Source organism: Micromonospora sp. NPDC048170 (genome assembly GCF_040652795.1).
In the GTDB taxonomy this organism is placed as follows: Bacteria; Actinomycetota; Actinomycetes; order Mycobacteriales; family Micromonosporaceae; genus Micromonospora.
The window spans coordinates 178,639-196,400 of sequence record NZ_JBEZMR010000001.1; the positions used below are offsets into that span (position 1 = coordinate 178,639).

The 17,762-nt window shown below is 71.9% G+C and carries 17 protein-coding genes; 2 read left to right on the forward strand and 15 right to left on the reverse strand.

Features of this window, described 5'->3' with window-relative positions; translation table 11 throughout:
* Window positions 1–15: 15 nt before the first annotated feature.
* Window positions 16–705, reverse strand: a complete 690-nt coding sequence (locus AB0D32_RS00740) for a hypothetical protein (RefSeq protein WP_357082645.1) — start codon at window positions 703–705, stop codon at window positions 16–18.
* Window positions 706–998: 293 nt separating this feature from the next.
* Between AB0D32_RS00740 and AB0D32_RS00745 the strand changes: the two genes are divergently transcribed.
* Complete coding sequence (locus tag AB0D32_RS00745) at window positions 999–1,220, forward strand: hypothetical protein (RefSeq protein ID WP_357082648.1); 222 nt, start codon at window positions 999–1,001, stop codon at window positions 1,218–1,220.
* Window positions 1,221–1,401: 181 nt separating this feature from the next.
* Here the strand turns inward: AB0D32_RS00745 and AB0D32_RS00750 are convergent, their stop codons facing one another.
* Together AB0D32_RS00750 and AB0D32_RS00755 are read right to left on the reverse strand one after the other, a co-directional pair.
* Window positions 1,402–2,634 carry a M23 family metallopeptidase gene (locus tag AB0D32_RS00750; RefSeq protein WP_357084143.1) on the reverse strand — a complete coding sequence of 411 codons (1,233 nt, stop codon included), beginning with the start codon at window positions 2,632–2,634 and terminating at the stop codon, window positions 1,402–1,404.
* 241 nt (window positions 2,635–2,875) lie between these two features.
* Window positions 2,876–4,201 (reverse strand): AAA family ATPase, encoded by a 1,326-nt coding sequence (locus tag AB0D32_RS00755; RefSeq protein ID WP_357082651.1) that lies wholly within the window; start codon window positions 4,199–4,201, stop codon window positions 2,876–2,878.
* A 159-nt stretch (window positions 4,202–4,360) separates the two neighbouring features.
* Between AB0D32_RS00755 and AB0D32_RS00760 the strand changes: the two genes are divergently transcribed.
* A complete protein-coding gene (locus tag AB0D32_RS00760) occupies window positions 4,361–7,663 on the forward strand; it encodes an NACHT domain-containing protein (protein WP_357082653.1) in 3,303 nt (1,100 codons plus the stop codon).
* Between the two features lie 108 nt (window positions 7,664–7,771).
* Here AB0D32_RS00760 and AB0D32_RS00765 read toward each other — a convergent pair whose 3' ends face one another.
* From AB0D32_RS00765 to AB0D32_RS00820, 12 genes are all read right to left on the reverse strand, one after another.
* Window positions 7,772–8,596, reverse strand: coding sequence for an AAC(3) family N-acetyltransferase (locus tag AB0D32_RS00765; RefSeq protein WP_357082656.1), 825 nt, complete (start codon window positions 8,594–8,596; stop codon window positions 7,772–7,774).
* A gap of 16 nt (window positions 8,597–8,612) precedes the next feature.
* On the reverse strand, window positions 8,613–10,739 hold the full coding sequence (locus AB0D32_RS00770) for a tetratricopeptide repeat protein (RefSeq protein WP_357082659.1): 2,127 nt from the start codon (window positions 10,737–10,739) through the stop codon (window positions 8,613–8,615).
* Window positions 10,736–11,314: a sigma-70 family RNA polymerase sigma factor gene (locus AB0D32_RS00775; RefSeq protein WP_357082662.1), complete on the reverse strand. Its 579-nt coding sequence runs from the start codon at window positions 11,312–11,314 to the stop codon at window positions 10,736–10,738. Before AB0D32_RS00775 ends, AB0D32_RS00770 begins: the two co-directional genes overlap by 4 nt.
* Before the next feature lies 1 nt (window position 11,315).
* Window positions 11,316–11,567, reverse strand: a complete 252-nt coding sequence (locus AB0D32_RS00780; protein ID WP_357082665.1) for a hypothetical protein — start codon at window positions 11,565–11,567, stop codon at window positions 11,316–11,318.
* 343 nt (window positions 11,568–11,910) lie between these two features.
* Window positions 11,911–12,738, reverse strand: coding sequence for a peptidase (locus tag AB0D32_RS00785; protein WP_357082668.1), 828 nt, complete (start codon window positions 12,736–12,738; stop codon window positions 11,911–11,913).
* A complete protein-coding gene (locus AB0D32_RS00790; protein WP_357082671.1) occupies window positions 12,735–14,045 on the reverse strand; it encodes a VWA domain-containing protein in 1,311 nt (436 codons plus the stop codon). The genes AB0D32_RS00785 and AB0D32_RS00790 overlap by 4 nt, the downstream gene beginning before the upstream one ends.
* Window positions 14,046–14,111: 66 nt before the next feature.
* A complete protein-coding gene (locus tag AB0D32_RS00795) occupies window positions 14,112–14,381 on the reverse strand; it encodes a DivIVA domain-containing protein (RefSeq protein ID WP_357082674.1) in 270 nt (89 codons plus the stop codon).
* Window positions 14,381–15,451: an FAD-binding oxidoreductase gene (locus AB0D32_RS00800; RefSeq protein ID WP_357082677.1), complete on the reverse strand. Its 1,071-nt coding sequence runs from the start codon at window positions 15,449–15,451 to the stop codon at window positions 14,381–14,383. Before AB0D32_RS00800 ends, AB0D32_RS00795 begins: the two co-directional genes overlap by 1 nt.
* Window positions 15,448–15,741 (reverse strand): hypothetical protein, encoded by a 294-nt coding sequence (locus AB0D32_RS00805; RefSeq protein ID WP_357082680.1) that lies wholly within the window; start codon window positions 15,739–15,741, stop codon window positions 15,448–15,450. The genes AB0D32_RS00800 and AB0D32_RS00805 overlap by 4 nt, the downstream gene beginning before the upstream one ends.
* A complete protein-coding gene (locus AB0D32_RS00810) occupies window positions 15,738–15,965 on the reverse strand; it encodes a hypothetical protein (protein WP_357082683.1) in 228 nt (75 codons plus the stop codon). Before AB0D32_RS00810 ends, AB0D32_RS00805 begins: the two co-directional genes overlap by 4 nt.
* A 270-nt stretch (window positions 15,966–16,235) precedes the next feature.
* Entirely contained in the window at window positions 16,236–17,090 is an 855-nt protein-coding gene (locus tag AB0D32_RS00815; protein WP_357082686.1) for a hypothetical protein, read from the reverse strand.
* 64 nt (window positions 17,091–17,154) lie between these two features.
* The gene (locus AB0D32_RS00820) at window positions 17,155–17,631 is read right to left on the reverse strand and encodes a hypothetical protein (protein WP_357082689.1); all 477 of its coding nucleotides are present in this window, start codon (window positions 17,629–17,631) and stop codon (window positions 17,155–17,157) included.
* Window positions 17,632–17,762: the final 131 nt, after the last annotated feature.

A 17,762-nucleotide genomic window follows, 5' to 3' on the forward strand; every position in this document is an offset into this window, starting at 1 on the left:
TCCTACCTCCGATGGTCAGTACGATTCGGTCCGCAGCCCGCGCCGCTGACTCTCCCTGGTGAAAGCCGCCCAGCCGGAGCGGGAGGCGGGGTCGGCCGCGTGCCCTGCCCGGCTCACGCGTTCCTGCCAGTCCGTCGCGTCGGCGGCGCGCAGCCCCCACAGTTCGCGGCAGGCGGTGACCGCGAACGCGACCTGTTCCGCCGACCCGCTCCAGCCGGCGGGCCCGTCTGCGACCCGCAGCGCGCCACCGGCCTCGACGCGGACCGACGGGAAGTGGTGGTGCAGGCTGGCGAGCGTGGCCAGGTGGGCGGCGTCCGACCGCCCGGCGGCGAAGGCGTCCCGCGTCTCGTCGTCGCGGATGACCCGGATCACGTGCAGCGTGAACGCGTCGCCGTCGGCGCTTACCCGACCTTCGACCTGCACCGGCGTGCTCCAGACCCGGGGCGAGTTGGCCGACCAGAAGGCCAGCCAGGCGTCGAGGCGTTCGTGGAGGTCCGGCTGAAAGCGGGCGGCCCCGCCGGCAAGCCGGGCGGTGGCGATCCGGTCCCGGGCGACGAGACGACGGGCCTGGGGCGCTTCCCCGGCGGACGGTGCGGTGGGTGGTGCGGCGTGTGCGGCGGTCGTCCCGGCGACGGTGACCGCCGAGGCCGCGGCAGCGCCGAGCAGGATCCGGCGCCGGGACAGTGAGGTATGGGAATCGTTCATGGCCCGCCTTTCATGGACGGCCTGTGCCACGACACGCTATCGACCGCCGTAGATCAGCAGGGGTGCTGTTCTATCGGTAGGCCGACATCAATTCCGGTGATCGACGGCGGCGGAAATCCGGCCGCTGTGCTGTCGGTCACCTTCGCTCCGGTACCCGGCCGGATGTCCGCTTCCCCGCGCTGTCGAGCTGCCCCGCCGGTGAGACCGCCACCCCGAGCCGGTGACCCACGCGCCGGGCCGCCGGCTCGGCGCGCGCGATGACTAGCCGACCGCGGATCGGGTACGCGCCCCGCATGGGTAGCCACAAGGAGAACAAGCACGATCCTGGCGGCGAGTCGGCACGCGGCCGACAGCATCCCGGCAGCGGCGCCCGGGGCCGCCAGGGCTCGCCCGTCGAGCATTCGCCGAAGGCCCGGCACCTGCGCACCGCGACGGGAGCGGCGGGCACCGAACGCGACCACGACCGGTCCACGGTCACCCGCGAGGGGCGGGTCCACCGCCAGGGCGGCGCCTGAGCCGGGCGCCGCCCACCGCGGCACAACCCCCAGCAGGCGCCGCTGTCGCGCAGAGCCGGCCGGTGGCACCGCCCTGGCCTACGGCGGGATGTCGACAACGCCCATTCCGGGCTTTCACCCGGCATTCGCACTGCCGTCCGCAATGGGTCGACGCACCTGTGCGGCCGGAACGCCCCGGCCCTCAGACGGTGTAGAGGACCTTCACCCCGCTGACGCTCGTCGCCGACACGGCCGTGCCGCGTACGCCGGAGTTGAGGTTCCGCCAGCCGGTGCTGCTGCCCGCCTCGTGGACCATGCCCCCGGCAACGGAGTAGACGATCTTCACACCGTTGAGGTTGATCGCCGCCAACGCGTCCGCGCTCACCCCGGCGATACCGGTGTTCAGGTTCCGCCAACCGGTGTTGCTGGCCGCCTCGTGGACCGAGCCTCCGACCACCGTGTAGACGATCTTCACGCCGTTGAGGGTGATCGCCGCCAACGCGTTCGCGCTGACCCCGGAGATACCGGAGTTGAGGTTGCGCCAACCGTTGTTGCTCGCCGCCTCGTGCACCATGCCCCCGGCCACGGTGTAGACGTGCTTGACGCCGTTGAGGTTGATCGCGGCCAACGCGTTGCCGCTCACCCCGGAGATACCGGTGTTCAGGTTGCGCCAACCGTTGTTGCTCGCCGCCTCGTGCACCATGCCCCCGGCCACGGTGTAGATGTACTTGACCCCGTCGACGTTGATCACGGCGAGCGCGTTGTTGCTGACCCCCGAGATGCCGGTCCACAGGTTGCGCCAGCCGGTGTCGCTGGACGCCTCGTACACCCGGCCGTCGTTGACCGTGTAGAGCAGCTTGTTCGTGCCCATGACCATCGACGCGGTGACCGAGCCGGTGATACTGTTGACCGGCAGCATCTGCCAGCCGCTGTGGCTGCCGGACTCGTACACCTGGCGGTTGGTTTTGACCTGCCCGCAGTTCTGGCTGGTCACGTACCGGGCCGGCGAGGTCGGGCCGGAGACGTACAGCGGCCCGGTGTTCGGGCTGCCGTCGGAGGTGATGCCGGAGGGCACGCCGTTGAAGTACGCCTCGGTCTTGACGCCGTCGCGCGTCTGCTCGTAGTGCAGGTGCGGGCCGGTCGAGTTCCCGGTGCTGCCGACCCGGCCCAACTGCTGCCCGGTCGACACCCACTGCCCGGCACGGACCATCGGCGACTCGATCATGTGCAGGTAGAAGGTCTTCCAGCCGCCACCGTGGTCGATCACCACGTACCAGCCGCCGCTGTTGCCCCAGCCGGCGAACGTGACGGTGCCGCCGTAGGAGGCGAGGATCGCCCGGCCGTTGCTGCCGCCGGCGTAGGTCATGTCGATGTCGTAGTCGTCGTGGCCGTAGTAGGTGGCCAGCCGCCAGGTCTCGCCGCAGGGAAACGGCATCTGGAAGTGCGGTCGCGGGCCGGCCGCCTGGGCGGGCGCGGCGACGACGGCGATGGTGCCCACCACGGCGAGCAGCGCGGCACCGACGCCGGCGAGTGCCAGCCGGGCCGAGCTGAGGACGCGGGCGAGTAGACCCGTCATGGGAAGGTTCCCTCCGGAGCCGAATTTGATGTTGATGGATGTTAGATCAGCCATCACCATCCGGCGAGGAGCGGCGGGACGCGGCCGGCGGGCGGTCGGGTCAGGCGGCCGACGTCGTGCCCGCGAGCAGGGCGAGGATCGTCTGGTGCGCCTCCCAGCCGTCCGGGAACTTGACCGGCACGTCGAGGTGCACGGTCTCCGTCGACGGGTGGGCGTCCAGCAGCTCACCGATCCCGGCCCGCGCCACCACGACGCAGGCCTGCCGGTGCCGCGACGTCAGCACGCAGAGCCGCCCCGACTCCAGGTGGAACGCGGTCGCGTCCCGCCGCCCCGACAGCGGGTGCAGCACGATCGTCACGTCGTACTCCCGGCCCTGGAGCCGGTTGGCGGTGTCGACGGTGATCCCGGCGCCCGCCGGTCCCAGGTGCGCGCGGATGGCCGCGACCTGGTCGCGGTGCGCCGCCCCGACGGCGATCCGGTCGGCGGTGACGGGCGCGCCCTGCGGCGCGTGCTCGGAGACGGCGACCGCGCCCCGCGCCAACACCCGCAGCGCCAGCGCCGCACAGGCCGAGGCGGCCTCGGCATCGGTACGCAGGGTCTGCCGCGCCGGCAGCTCGTAAAGCGCCCACCCGCTGGCCGCCGCCAGGTCCACCGCCCGGTCGAGGGCGTCCCCCACGCCGGGCTCGCTGAGGCACAACGCCCGGTCGTCCGGGCGGGTGCCGGCCCGGAACCCGGTGAACGGGTAGAACGCCGCCGCGACCACCGGCGCCGCCGAGGCGGGCAGCCGCCACGACACTGGCAGGCGGTGCACCGGCAGCTCCGGGTTGTGCCGCAGCAGCACCGCCACCGCCGACTGCATCGGATCCCACGTCAGGCCCGTCCAGCGCCCCGTCTCCACCGTCGAGAAGGGGTCGAGCTGGCCGGGATCGCCGACGAACAGGGCGCGCTCGAACCGCCCGGCGACGCGCAGCAGGGCGTCGGAGCGCATCTGGTACGCCTCGTCCACGATCGCCCACGGCCAGGAGCCCTCGGCGACCGTGGCCCACTTGGCGGCCGTACCGATGATGACGGCCGGACCGCCGAGGTCGGCGACCTTCGCGGCGACCCGGACGGTCTCGTGGCCGCTGACCCGCTCGGACGGCTTGTAGTCGGCGGCGGAGAGCCGGCCGATGCGCAGCTCGGGTGCCTTGCGCGCCAGGCGGTCGATGAGGTCGTCGACCTGCTCGTTGGTCTGCGCGACGACGATCAGCGGCTCACCGGCGGCGGCCAGCTCGACGGCGGCGCGCACCACCAGGGTCGACTTGCCGGCACCCGGCGGCGAGTCGACGACCACGCCCCGGTGGTCGCCGGAACGCAGGTCGGCCAGTACGGCGGTGATGACCCGCTCCGCCTCGACCGCCGGCGGCACCTCCAGCCTCGTACGCACGACCTGACCTCCCCACCTGATCACCGGGACACTACGCGTGGCCGCGGCACGGGCGCGGACGGGCCGCGAGGGAATGCCGAAACCGGGCTTCCACCTGCGGGAACGGCACTACCGTGAACGTGCGGGGGAGGCGGGGGCGTCTCCGTCCGGTAACCGGCCATGTCGATCATGGGGGTGACCGTGGGCGGGCCGAAACGTGGTCCGGTCTGGGCGGCCCAGCTGTGGCTACGCCAGCGCCGGCGCCGGTGGCGCACCCGACGGGAACGCCGGACGGAGCGGGACCGCCGCCGACGGTCCGACGAGCGGGCCAGCAACCGGGTGAGGTGGCGGTACCGTCGCTGGCTGCGGTGGACGATCGTCGCCGTCGCCTGGACGTTGCTCGGCTGGACCCTGCTCTCCCTGGTCCTGACGGTCATCGACACCGAGCCGCGTCTCCTGCCGGTGACGAAGTGGTGCGGGGAGGACCAGCCGAGGGCGTACTACTGCGGGCAGGTGCAGGGCTTCGTCAAGCCCCTGATGGTCGCGGCGCTGGGGGTCGCGTTCTTCTACTACTGGCGGTACGTCCCGGTCCGCCGCTGGTACCGGCGCAACGTCCTGCGCAACAGCCGGATGGTGCTGCCCAGCGCGGAACGGGGCCTCGACCCGAGTGACGTCGTCGGCCGCGACGAGCTGTGTGAGCTGCTGATCCAGCGGCTCCGGGACCGGGAGACCCGGCGTCCCCTGCTGCTGGTGGGCGGCATCGGCACCGGCAAGACGGCCACCCTGGCGCGGCTCGCGGAGATGCTGATGGCCGCCGACGTCGTACCGGTCGGGGTCGACCTGCGAAGTGTCACCGATCCGGAGAAGCTGAACTTCCGCCAGCTCGCCGTCGAACAGTTCGAACGCACCATCGACACCCGGCTGCGCGCCGCGGGCGAGGCCGACCGGATCTGGCGGAGGCTCTGGCTGGAGAACCGCCTCGTGGTGCTCGCCGACGGGCTGGAGGAGAGCCTCGCCGACGCCGCCCAGCCCGCCGACCGGGACAGCGTGCTGCGCGACGCCATCCGGGCCGCGGTCCGCGAACGCCTCCCCCTGGTGGTCGCCTCGCGGCCCGACGATCCGCTGCGTGGGCTGGACGCGCTGCTGCTGCAACTGGAGCCGCTCGCCCAGGGCCCCGCCCTCGAATACGTGCGCGCCCGCAGCCGCCGCTCGAAAGCCAGCCACCGGTGGGACCGCATCACCGAGCTGGTCAAGGCCGCCGACGTCGCGGACTCGCCGTTCTACCTGCGGGTCATCGGGCAGCTCTACGAGGTCGACCGGTTGGACCGTATCGAGCCGGTGGGCCCTGGCAGGGCCGCGCTGCGGTGGTGCCTGCTGGAGGAGTGGCGCGACGCCACCGTCGCCGGCGACCTGTACGAGGACTACGGCCTGCCGCAGGTCGAACGGGCCGACGCGATCGAGGTGCTCTCCGCCCTCGCCTGCATCGGGCTGCGCGACAACCGGCTGTCGGTGCGGACGACGGAACTCACCGGCGGCGACGATGCCACCGACGCCGGCCAGCGGTGGATCCTGACCGAGCTGCGCAACCGGCTGCGGAAGCTCGACGCCGGCAACGCCCAGGACGTCGGGCTGGCCGAGACCACCGGGGACGCGCTGAACATCGTGGTGAAGCGGCAGGACGGGGTGCGCTTCCAGCACGGGGTCATCCAGGCGTACCTCGGCTCGCGCTTCCTCACCGCCGCCATGCGCGACCCCGGCTTCCTCAATCGTGCCTTCGCCCACCACCACGGCCCCGGGCGGGAGCTGCTGGCCGCCCTCACCCTGCACACCCGCAGCGCGGGCGCGTTCGAGCAGCTGGACGGGCGACGGCAGCCGACCGTACGGGCCGGGAACCTGTCCCGCCTCGGCGACGCCGTCCGGCAGAAGGTGGGACTGCCCACGACAGGCCGGCACACGAGGGCCACCCGGAACCGGTCCGTCGCTCTCCTGCGGCGGCTCTGCGACGAGGCGACACGCACCCGCAACCGCACCCGGGCGCTGGAGATGTTCGCCGCCGCGCTCGAGATGGACGCCACGACCGGTCACACCTCGCACCGGCGACTGGCCCAGGCCATCCGCAACGCCTGGTGCCGCTACCAGGGCGACGGTTCCGTCACCGACCGCCCCCTCGAAGACGCCAAGATCGCTCTCGTGCACCGCTACGGCGACGCCGCCCGGCAGCTCGTGGACCGGCCGCCCGATCCCACCGGGCTCCGGTCGCAGCGGCCCACCCCGCAGTACGACCAGCTTTTCCTCATGATGGCCGACGAGACGTCCTACCTTCCTCGGCTCGCCGCGGCCCGCGAGATCGCCGCTGGCGGCAATGCGGCCGTACGCGCGCTGCGCGACCTGCTCTTCGAGCCGCCGCAGGCGAACGAGCCACCGCGCCGGGAGCGCCTCGACGAGATGCGAACCTGGCTGACGCCGTCGCTGTTCCTCTACGCCGACGACGAGCACGGCCCCGGCGAACCGAACTGGCGGCACGAGGCCCACCGGTTCCTCCAGCGCTGGGTGCACCGCCTGGCCACCGACGCCACCGACGGGGCCCGCGTCTACGAGCTCACGCTCGCCCAGGGGTTCCGCCTCGCGGCGAACTGCCGGATCTACCCGGCGCACCGCAGCCTGCTGATCGAGGAGGCCGAGAAGGCGCTGCGGCACTCCCGGTTCTGGTACTCCCACCTGGTGCTCATCCAGGCGCTGACCCTGCTGGCCCTGCCCCGCGACCCCGGCGAGACGCTGCGCGAACGGGGCCACGGATCGGACCCGCGCGGGCTGGTCGACTTCTGGACCTCGGTCGCCGGCGGCGGCGACCGCGCCCCGTACCGGCACAGCGGCACCGAGCACCCGCTCGTCCGCAGGGTCGCGGACCTGTGCGTCGAGTCGCTCGTCGACCGGCACCCCGAGCGACACTGCTGGACCGACGAACGGGAGATCGTCAGCCGGGTGGGGACGGTCAGCCCACAGCCCGGCATCCGCCGGCTCCAGGACTCCTGGCTGCCGGCCTCGCACGGCTGGGCGGTCCTGGAACCGCGGGCGCAGCGGCTGCTGGCCGACGTGATGCTGCTGCTCAACCTCGCCGACCGGGGCCGCGACGGCGCCGAACGGGCCCGCCGGCTCACCCGGGCCAGTCGGCCCGAGCTGCCTCCGTGCCTCACCATCGACCGCACCGCCATGCGGGTCACCCTCAGCCGCCGCCAGGCGCACGACGTCCAACCGGGCTCCACCTGCATCGACGACTGCCCGTTCCGGTTGTGCCCGCTGCCGCCCAAGGGCGACGAGCTGCCGTACCAGATGGAGGAGGTCTTCTGCGCCCACCAGGTCGACCTCGTCGGGCAGTGGTTCCGCCCGGGCGCGCGGGCGGACTGGCAGGCGGTCAACCGCAAGGACCTGCGTACGTTCTGGCGCGAGATGTCCGAACGGATGGCCCCCGCCTGGCGCAAGTGAGCAGTTACCCGGCCGGCAGCCAGACTTCACTTGCGCCTGAACGGTCAGCGCGATGGCGTCGGAACCCCACGCACTGATCCGTACGATCGCGCCCGCCGGCCGTGTGCGTCAGGAGACCACCGGGCCTCCGGCGATCGCGTGGCGGCAGAGTACGCATTCGGCGTCAGGGCAGCGGGTGATGCCCTGACGGGCGGCGATGGCGGCTGTCGCGGCGGCAAGAACCTGCCGGGCCGGGTAGGCGCGCCAGCGCGAGGCACCCACGACGGCACTCTGGGCGAGCGGGCCGAGGAGTGGCTCCAGCTGCGTGAACCCTCCGGAGCAGGACCCCACCTCGACCGTACGGATATCGCCGTCCTCGTCGCGCGCCCACCGGCGGAACAGGCGGCGGCCGGACCGCTGTTCCGCCAGGTGCAGCGCCGTCATGCGATCCAGGCCCACGCCGACGAGCAGGATTCTGCCGTCGCGGTCGGCCAACTCGCGGATCGGCCCGTACACGTCGTCGGGGCTTTGGGCGTCGATCAGCTCGGCTGCCTGCGGACCGATGGCGGCGAAGGAGTTCAGCGGATGCCTGCCGCGTACGGCGCCGTCGCGTCTGATGAGCACCGCGGGGAGGACACCCAGTCGGGGGTTGATCAGTCCGCAGTCGACGCGGTAGGGAAGCCCCTCCTGGCAGGTGCTCCTCTCGGACGGGGCGGCGTAGTCCAGGCCGTTGCGTGCCGGACGCATGTCGGGGGGCGCGGAAAGCCCGAACTGGGGCTCCGTGAACGCGGGTGTCATCACGGTGCATCCGCGCTCAAGCAGTGCGTCAAGCAGGGCGTCGGCACCGCCGTCAACCGCCGTCCCAAAGGACCGCAGTGATGCGTGCAGCATGACCGGACGCTCAGCGAGGTGCAGTTCGTCTATGGCGGTGGTGAGATGATCGCCGAGGATCATGTGGACCTCCACTTGGTCAGGCGGGATGAACGGCGTCGGCGATCCTGCCCTGCCGAAGTTCGCTCAGCGCCCATCGGGTCGTCTCGGTTTCGGGGTGGTCGTCGCCCAGGGTCCGGCTGCGGCGATCCAGGACACGCCGGTAGATGGACTCCGCCTCGGCCCGGCGGCCCTGGCGCGCGATCGTCCACGCGAGTTCGTGCAGGGTGAGCAGCACGTGGGGATGATCGGTCTCGAGCACCTGACGCAGGTCGAGGAGGGCACGGTACAGGCCCTCGGCCTCCGCCCAGTTGCCCTGTTTGGCGGTGATCCACGCAATGGCGTGCTGGGTCTGGAGTGTTTGCGGAGCCCTGTCGGGTAGGACTCGCTGCCGATCTCGCAGAACGTCCTCGAAAGCTCGGCGGGCTTCGCCGAGGCGGCCCTGCTGGGCAATCGCATAGGCCAGCTCGTGGCGCGTCGTCAGGGTGTCCCGCGCGTCCGGCGCCATCTGGATCAGGCGGTCGCCAAGGGTGTCCCGATAGCGCTGCTCGGCCTCGGGCCACCTGCCGAGACGACCGGCGATCCACCCGAACTCGTGGCGGCTGTCGAGGGTGTCAGGGTCAAGATCCCCGAGCACGCGCCGCCGAACGCCGAGAACGTCCTGGTAGATGGCCTCTGCCTGAGTCAGATCCCCCGCGTTGGCAACCGCCCAGGCGAGCTGGTGCCGGACGCGCAACACCGCGCGATGCTCCTCGCCCAGCGCCGTGCTGCTGGCCAGGGCGATCTGGCACAGCGTGCCGGCCGCCCTGCCTGCGCCGCTGTGAATGAGGGCTCTGGCCGTCGTGGCTGCGGCATCCATGAGCAGGGCGAGATGCTCCTGGTCCACTCGATCGGCGGCGGTGTCGAGCATGGCCAGCAGGTGCTGGCCGAGCAGCCGATACTGCGGCCAGTGCTCCGGTCGGCCGAAGCTGAGCTCTCCCAGCGCCCCCACCAGGTACGCGATCGCGGAATGCCAGACCTCCGGTCCTTCGAGGTGGGCGCGGTTGGTGTCGGTGACGACAGGGTGAAGCGTGATCGACGCCGGGCTCTCCTGGATCAGGCCGACGCCTCTCAGCCCGTCCAGCGCCTCCTTCAAGCCGGTCCTGGGCAGGATGCGGGTCGGGATCGACTCGGGCGCGTAGCAGCTGGCCAGCCGCATCAGCTCCCGGGCCTGGGGAACGCCGTGGCGGGCCAGCCCGTCCAGGGAGAGTTCGGCGGTACGGTCCACCATGGTCCCCTCCAGGCTGCCGAGGGCCTGGTCGTACGTGGCGAAGGTGGGCCACTGCGCGACCCCGGAGCGCAGATACTTCCCCGCCAGGTGAAGGGCGAGGGGAAGCCCGCCGAGCCGTCGTGCCAGGGCCCGCGCCTCGGTCTCGTCACCCGCATCCGGTGCGAGATCGCGAAGGACCTGGGCGGCATCGGCCATGCCCAGATGACCGACATCGAAGATTCGTGCCCCTGTCCACATACGTTCGTCGGTCTCCCGGCTGGTCACCACGACCAGGCCACGCCTCGACGCGCGCGCCCAACCCGCGCCATCCTGCACACCCGCTGGCGAGTCCGCCGCGGCGAGCGTCCAGGGATCGTCGGCGTTGTCGATGACGAGCAGCCAATTCCGCGACGAGCCTTCCAGCAGGCGCCAGAGCCGGTCCGGACCGTCAGCTGCCCCCTTGCTGATCGACTCCACGTCGGTGCGTGATCCGCCAAGGTCACGCACCACGCTGGTGAGTCCCGCGGAGAGCCCGGCCAGGTCGGCGGCGGAGACCCACCAGACCTGCCGATCCCAACTCCGCGCCTGCTCGGCCAGGGCGGCGGCCAGCGTCGACTTCCCCGCACCGCCTGGCCCGACGAGCACGGCAGGGCCGTCCTCAGGCCGCCGCGCCAATGCCACCAATTCCTCCAGAAGGTCGTGGCGCCCTCGAAGCTCGGCCGGCGACCTCCGCGCCGCAACAGAGGTGTCGTGCTGTCCCGTCTCCTCGACGAGGTCGACTTCCCGATCGATCCACGTCTTCAGGTCGTCCAGGCCGCGCTGAAGATCGAAGGGCGGGAACGCCCCAGGCCCGACGGCACGGGCACGCCGGTAGACCTCAGCGAACGTGAGCGGAATCCGCTCCTCGTTGTTGTTCATGAAGCAGGCTCCTGTTCTTCCTCGTCGTCGATGAACGGCACCAGATGGCCGACGCTGGCCCTCAACTGTTTGCGTGCCTCCAGCAAATGACCGCGAACGGTGCTCGGTGCCAGCCCGAGATGCTCGGCGACGCGCTTCGGTGTCCACGACTCGCCCCAGACGAGGGACACGACGTTCCGCCGTACCGGCGGCATCTGTTCGATCACCCTCCAGCAGTTGGCCAGGGCGATGGAGAACTCCGCGCGTTCGCCCGTGTCGTCGGAGCGAGGGTGCGGGTGGGAGACGTCGGCGGTCAGATCGACCACGTGTTGTTTTCTACAGAGGTCGATCGCCTTGTTCTTCAGCACCCGGCGCAGCCACTTCCTGCGTTCGTCGGGACCGTACCGGCCGATTTTCTGCCAGGCGTGGATCGCCTCGTGGAACGTCGTCTGGACCAGATCCCAACTCTCGGATATCCGGCCCAGCGAGTTCGAGCAGGCATACCTGTACAGATCATCGGCTTCCTGCCGGTAGAGGCGCTCGATCTGGTCGATCTGTGCCCTGGTGAGCTTCGGCCGTGACTCGGAGGAACCCACGTCATGGCCTTGACTGCTGGCCGTGGTGATCCGAGCCGGCACCCCATACCAACCGAGCAACCTGCCTCCCAGGGGCGTCCCAACGGATTGTGACCAGCCCTGCGGGAACCGCCTGGGCGAGGGTGATCAGGGTGCGCCGCGCCTGCCACTCGACGAGCAGGCCCATCGCGGTCCAGACGGCCATCAGGCCCGCCATCAGCGCGGCCGACTGCCAGGTCAGGGTGCCCGCGCTCAGAACCGCCAGCACCGTCAACGTGTCGTGCCTTGGGGAAGGGATATCCAACACACTCCACTATCGGGCGACTCTTCCTCGGCGTTTGGTCACCGCCGTGAAATCGCCAACCCTGCGGACGCCGATGCGCCCTTCAGCGCAATCTGGAGGTGTGCCCGCTGCGGTGACAGTGGTCGGGCCGGCGCCTTACGGCATCCTGGCCACGGTCGAAGAGGTTGTGCACGTCGGCCCGCGATCTGGTGCGACACCGGGAGCTTCCGCACATCGCCGAGTTCGCCCCGTTCCGGCAGCAACGGTTGATCAAGAGGTTTGCGTCAGGATCCCGGTTCCGGGCTGACGCAAACCTCTTGATCAACGCGAAGGGTCAGCCGACGCGCTGGCGGGGGCGGGTCAGGGCGAAGCCGACCACACCCGCGACGGCGGCCAGGATGCCGCCCGCGATGGTCCAGTACCAGCGGGACGACAGGCTCGGCCACCGGACCCAGTCGAACCAGCCGTCCTCCTCCTCACCGGTCGCCGCCGGGTCCGGCGTGCTGGTGGTCGGATCGGCAGCGAGCACCTTGCCCGGGTGCACCGCCGGGACCAGGGGCTCCTTCAGGTCGCCGCCCTCCGGCTCGGTGTCGCCGTCGGACTCCACCCCGACGAGCAGGCTCACCTCGATCGGCAGGCCCAACTCCTGCTCCGGCAACTCGGTGCCGGACAGCCGGACGTAGTAGGTGCCCGGCAACGGGTCGCCCGACCACGGCTCGGCCCACGAGCGCACCTGGCGTAGCTCGCAGTCGAGTTCGACGGTGGCGGCGCTCTTCGACGCCACCGGGGTCTGCGCCCCCGCGACACACGCCTGCCGGCGGCGCAGCCCGTCGAAGACCTCGATCGTCCAGGTGGAATCGCCCTTCCGGCTCGCCGCAGCGGGCAGCGACACGGTTGCCGCCACGTGGTGGGTGTCCCCCGCCGAGGCCGTGAACGACCAGTACAGGTAGTCGCCCACGGAGGCGCCGACCCGTACCGGTTGGCCGGGGCTGATCCCGGCGGCGGTGAGGAACGAGGTGCCGGCCTTGTTGATGGTGGCAGCCCCGGGTGACGGGGTGGGCGTGTCCGCGCTGGCGGCGGCCGGCAGCGCGACGGCGACACCGGTGGCGGCGAGCAGCACCGCCGCCCGGCGGGCTGAGATCGGAGCGTTCCGCATCCTCATCGGGTCCTCCAGACCGCTACCCACCAACGGGTCAGCCAACCGACGATCAACCCACTGAGCAGACCCGCGAGGGTCAGTACGCCCAACAGCACCCAACCTCGACCGAGACCCGGGCTGTTCGGGGCGGGCGACGCGTCGACCAGGTCGACGGTCAGTTCGAGCGGCATGCCCGGAGCCTGACCGGCACCCGCCTTCGCGGAGAAGGAGTTGCTGACCACCAGGCAGACGACGGTGGGCTCGGGGGCCTTCTCGGTCGAGTCCGTGAAGAGGCCGCCCTTGTCGTCGTCCAGCGCCTCGTCCTCGTCGTCCTCCGCCGCCGACCAGCGCAGGCCGGTCGACAGCACGTCGGTACGACCACTGCCGGCGTCGTTGCCCCGGACCAGTTCCCGCCCGTCGGTGGCGGTGGCCCGCAGCAGCACGCCGTAGTCCCGGTTCAACGGCCGGTCCAGGCCGATGCTCACCGAGGCCCGCAGTTCCTGCCCCGGCTGGACCGGGATCCGGTACCACCGGTGCTCCTCGAACCGCTCCCGGTCGGTGTAGACACCGGGGGTGAGCACGGGCGCCTTGGCGCAGACGTCGGTGCCGGTCACCTTCGCCGGCGTCCTGGTGTGGGTGTCCTTGGCCCGTTCCACGATCTGCTTGATCCGCCGGGTCAGGTCGTCCTTGCTCTGCGCGGAGGTGTACGTCCCGCCGGTCGCCGAGGCGATGCAGACGAGCTGCTTGCGTACCTTCTCGTCGGGGATGAGGCCGAGCGTGTCGACCACCAGGTGGGTGCCCTGGGCGGCGAGTTCCCGGGCCACCTCGCAGGGGTCCGGCGGCGCGCAGGTGTCCTCGCCGTCGGTGATGAGCACGATGCGTCGGGTGGTCTCGCCGGTGCCGAGGTCCTTGGCCGCCTCGCGCAGGGCCAACCCGACCGGGGTGAAGCCGGTCGGGCGCAGGGTGGCGATGGCGTTCTTGGCCTTCACCCGATCGACCGGGCCGACCGGTACGAGCTGCTGGGTGTCCTGGCAGCCGACCTTCTTGTCGTCGCCACCGTAGGTGGCGCCGAGGACGCGGATGCCGAGATCCGTCGTCTCGGGCAGCGCGTCCACGACGTCGTTGAACGCCTCCTGGGCAACCGCGATACGGGTACGCCCGCCGATGTCCTTGGCGCGCATCGAACCACTCACGTCGAGCACCAGCTCCACTTTGGGCGGTTCGACGGGTTCGGTCTCGTGCTCGTCGGCGTAGGCGGGAGGCACGCCCAGTGTCGAGAAGGCGGCCAACAGTCCTAGCAGGACTATCGGGAGCCGTCGTTTGATGATCACGGCGCCGATCCTAGTGATCGCCACATTCGTGGCTGATCGGGCGCCATCACCACCCTCCACTCAGGATCAGCCGGCCTGCCGGGCCTGCGAGCGTTCCTCGGCCTGCCGGGCCTGCCAGGTGCGCAGCGCCTCCTTGATGCGGTGGTTCTCGGCGCGGGTGAGGTCGAGCTGGCGGCTGCGGTCGCGCAGCTCGTGGACGAGGCGGTACAGCAGGGCGTCGACCTCGTCGACCCGGTAGCCGCGCCGGCCGAGCGGGGTACGCGGCAGCGCGACGCCGAGGACCCGGTCCGGGGTGAGTGGGCCGGGCTGGGAGTGCCGGCTGCGGTAGACGGCCATCAGGGCACCATCTCCGCCGGCAGGTGGATGCGTTCGGCAGGCACCCCGGCGGCGAGCAGCCGCAGCCGCGCACCGGCGAGCATCGGCGGCGGGCCGCAGACGTACACGTCATCCTCGGCGTGGTGGTGGTCGAGGGCGATGGTGAGGGCGTCGCCCTGCTCGGCGGGCTCGGCGGCGGGGTCGTGGCTGAAGGCCGGCACGACGGTCAGCCAGTCGTGGGCATGCTGGAGCCGGTCGAGGCTGGGCGCGTCGTAGAGGTCGGCGAAGGTGCGCGCGCCGACGACCAGGGTCACCCGCCGGCCGTCGGGTGCGGCGGCGACCTGCTCGACCAGGGCGCGCAGCGGCGCGAGGCCGGTGCCGCCGGCAGCGAGCAGCAGGTCTCTCTTCGTGGACGGGTCCAGGCGCAGGCCGGCGTCGCGCGGTGGGCCGAGCCAGAGCAGTTCGCCGGGGCGTACGTCGTGGACGAGACTGTGGGCGACGGTGCCGGCGGCGATGGCGCGGACGTGCAGCTCGACGGTGCCGTCCGGGCGCGGGGCGTTGGCCGGGGAGAGCCAGCGCCAGCGGCCGGGCCGGCGTGGCGTGCTGACCGAGACCGCCTGGCCGGGCTGGAAGGGTAGGCGCTGCCAGGGGCGTACGGTCAGGATCGCGATGGTGTCGCACGGCCGGTCGTGGCCGATCACCTCGGCGGGCCACCAGGCCGGGCCGTCGTCTGCTCGGGCGGCGGCGCGGCGCACGGCCTCGGCAGCGCGGCGACCGGCGCGTTCCCAGGCGTCGGTGAGCTGCGGCGTCCACAGTGGGCGGGCGTGCCGGGCGACGGCCGCCAGCAGCGCGTCGCCGACGGTGGCGGCGTGCGGCAGCAGGTCGTGCCGGCGGTACGCGCGGCCGAGCACCGCCATCAGCGCCGCCCGCCCGGCCGGGTCGTCGCCGCCGACCGTGAGGCGGCCGAGCGCGGCGAAGAACAGCGGCGCGTCCCGTTCGGGGAGCAGCCCGGGGCGGCGGTCCGCCAGGGTGCACCAGAAGTCGTCCGCGCCCTGGTCGACGGCCGCCTCCCAGGCGGCGACGATGGTCACGCGCCCACCTCGCCAGCGAAGGCCCGGCGGGCGCGGGCGATCCGGTCGTCCGGCACGTCGAGCGCCCAGAGCACCCCGGCCAGGTAGTCGACGATCCGCCGGTGCTGCTCCTCCGACAGGCCCAGCCCGCGCCAGGCGTCCGCCGCTGGCTCGTTGTCGAGCGCGGCGGTGAGGCTTGCCGCCAGGTGCGCACCGAGCCGCTCCAGGTCGACCCCGATGAGGTACGGCGACAGCTCCGCATCCGCCACGACGAGGCGCAGCCACTGGCCGACTGCCTCCCGTGCGGTCATGCCCAGCCGCCCTGCTCGACCTGGGCTTCCGTGAGGCCGGCGGCCTTCAGGGTGGCCCGGCCCCAGCGGGCGAGACGGCACGGGTACGGGACGCGCTCGCTGCGGCACAGCTCGCCCTCCGGCCAGCTCTCCGGCACGTGGGTACGCACCGCCCGGACGGCGATGGCGAAATCCTCGTCGGTGACCGGGGTGAGCACCGGGAAGTCATCGAGCAGGGTGGGCATGCCGGGCTCCTTGTGTTTAGGGACTGTTCGGGCCCCTGTCGACAGGTGGAGTGGCGCCGGGGCGGGCGGGAGCGGAGTTGTGTCGTTCGGGTCGACGCAACTCCGGAGCCAGCACCCGCCCCGGGCCATGAGTCGACCTTCGCCGTCGGCCACGGCACCTGGTATGCGGCGATGATCGTGGCGTCGATACACGGTGTGTATACGGCTGCTCACTGAGGGGCCTACGCTTCGGAGCAGGCGGTGCAGCGAATCGCCGTCAGCGCTTGCCCTTCACGCTGCCGACGCTGTCGAGCTGCCCCGTCTATGCGGGCACGCCCGGTGAGCGGCCCAGCGGCGGGCGGCGTCGAGGATCGGGCCGTGGTGAGGTGCCGGAGCGGCCTGCTGCTTGCGCTGCCAGAGCACGACCAGGGCCTCGGCGAAGGCGGTCACCGCAGCCTCGGGCGCCTCGGCGAAGGCGGGCACCTGCCGGCCCCACTTCTCGGCGACTACCGGTTCGTGGCCGGCGCGGATCAAACGCAGCAGCAGGAGTGCGGTGTCGATCCAGGCGGCACCACGGGCGGGACCGGACCAGTCGACGAGCCGGATGGTCGGGGCCTCCCCCGTATCACCACCTGATCGGGTCTCGATCAGGAAGTTCCGGGGTGTCATGTCGGTGTGCAGGAGGGTGTCGCCGTCGACCAGCTCGGGGGCGATGAGCATGCGCCAGCGGTCGGCGAAGGATGGCACGGCGATGGGCGGGCACGGTGTGAGCTGTCGTGCCAGGTCACCGAGAAGGGCCGCCAGCGGGGCCAGATCGGGTGAGCCCGGGGCAAGCTCGGGATGACGGCCGGGGGCATGCTCGAAGCCCAGGAGCAGCCAGCCGTCGCGCTCGACGGTCCAGAGCAGCCGGGGGGCCACCGCAGGCAGCCACGGATTGACCCGGGCCTCGTTGCGATAGAGCCAGCCGAACGGGCCGTCGACCTCGCCGCCCTTGCAGAAAACGGGGCCGGCATCGGTGTCGAGGGCGACGGCGATGTCGCTGGCTGCGCCGGCCGGGATCATGCTGGCCGTACGGATCAGGCCGGTGTGCTGCTCGACGTCACGCCGTACCCCGTGGGGAAGCTCCTCCCAGTGGCGGCGTGGCATGTGGCGGACCTCCCGGCGCGCGCGGTCCCGGGCAGTCTATGCCCGGGACCGCTGGTCAACCGGCCTACTTCTTGGGGCTGTCGTGGCAGCCGGCGTGGCACTGGTTGCACTTCGAACTGCAGTCGGCGGCCCGCACCGCCCAGAGCGGCGCGTCGAGAGCGAAGCCGGCGGCGGTGATCGCGGCGACCGTCCGGGAGATAGGGGTGCCGATGGGCTCCGGTGCGGACGGACGGTTGTCGTCGGGCACGGGCTCGGGCTGGTGGTGGATGAAGCGGCCGGCGACGCGGTCGCAGAACTCGGCGTAGTCGCGGGTGTGGAGGATGAAGGTGTGCCAACCGATGTCCACCAGATCGGTCGGCCCGATCGGCTCGGCGGTGACGGCGCACGCGCCGAGGAAGGCCAACGCCTGGTCCGCGATCCTGGCCGGCAGGTCCGGGGCCAGCTCCGGGTGGTCGTGGGCGATGCGGGCGGTCAGCCGGTCGAACAGCTCGTCCGGTACGAGGGTTCGGCCGGTGCGGGTCTGGTCGGCGGTGAGCAGCATGGCGCTCCTTCCGTTGAGCGGGTCTGCGCCCAGACTGCGGCTCGGCTGCTCTGCGACAGATGACGGCGCGAGCATCATCGATATGCGCGCTGCGTATACCGAGCCTCCACGGAACGGCTTCAATGGATAGG

Coding starts and splice junctions, on each gene's coding strand:
- AB0D32_RS00810 (WP_357082683.1), bottom strand. CDS start 15,965: ATGCCCACCCTGCTCGATGACTTCCCGGTGCTCACCCCGGTCACCGAC.
- AB0D32_RS00740 (WP_357082645.1), bottom strand. CDS start 705: ATGAACGATTCCCATACCTCACTGTCCCGGCGCCGGATCCTGCTCGGC.
- AB0D32_RS00750 (WP_357084143.1), bottom strand. CDS start 2,634: ATGCCGTTTCCCTGCGGCGAGACCTGGCGGCTGGCCACCTACTACGGC.
- AB0D32_RS00820 (WP_357082689.1), bottom strand. CDS start 17,631: ATGCTGCTCACCGCCGACCAGACCCGCACCGGCCGAACCCTCGTACCG.
- AB0D32_RS00815 (WP_357082686.1), bottom strand. CDS start 17,090: ATGCCACGCCGCCACTGGGAGGAGCTTCCCCACGGGGTACGGCGTGAC.
- AB0D32_RS00765 (WP_357082656.1), bottom strand. CDS start 8,596: ATGATCCTCGGCGATCATCTCACCACCGCCATAGACGAACTGCACCTC.
- AB0D32_RS00785 (WP_357082668.1), bottom strand. CDS start 12,738: ATGAGGATGCGGAACGCTCCGATCTCAGCCCGCCGGGCGGCGGTGCTG.
- AB0D32_RS00745 (WP_357082648.1), top strand. CDS start 999: ATGGGTAGCCACAAGGAGAACAAGCACGATCCTGGCGGCGAGTCGGCA.
- AB0D32_RS00805 (WP_357082680.1), bottom strand. CDS start 15,741: ATGACCGCACGGGAGGCAGTCGGCCAGTGGCTGCGCCTCGTCGTGGCG.
- AB0D32_RS00795 (WP_357082674.1), bottom strand. CDS start 14,381: ATGGCCGTCTACCGCAGCCGGCACTCCCAGCCCGGCCCACTCACCCCG.
- AB0D32_RS00770 (WP_357082659.1), bottom strand. CDS start 10,739: ATGAACAACAACGAGGAGCGGATTCCGCTCACGTTCGCTGAGGTCTAC.
- AB0D32_RS00760 (WP_357082653.1), top strand. CDS start 4,361: ATGTCGATCATGGGGGTGACCGTGGGCGGGCCGAAACGTGGTCCGGTC.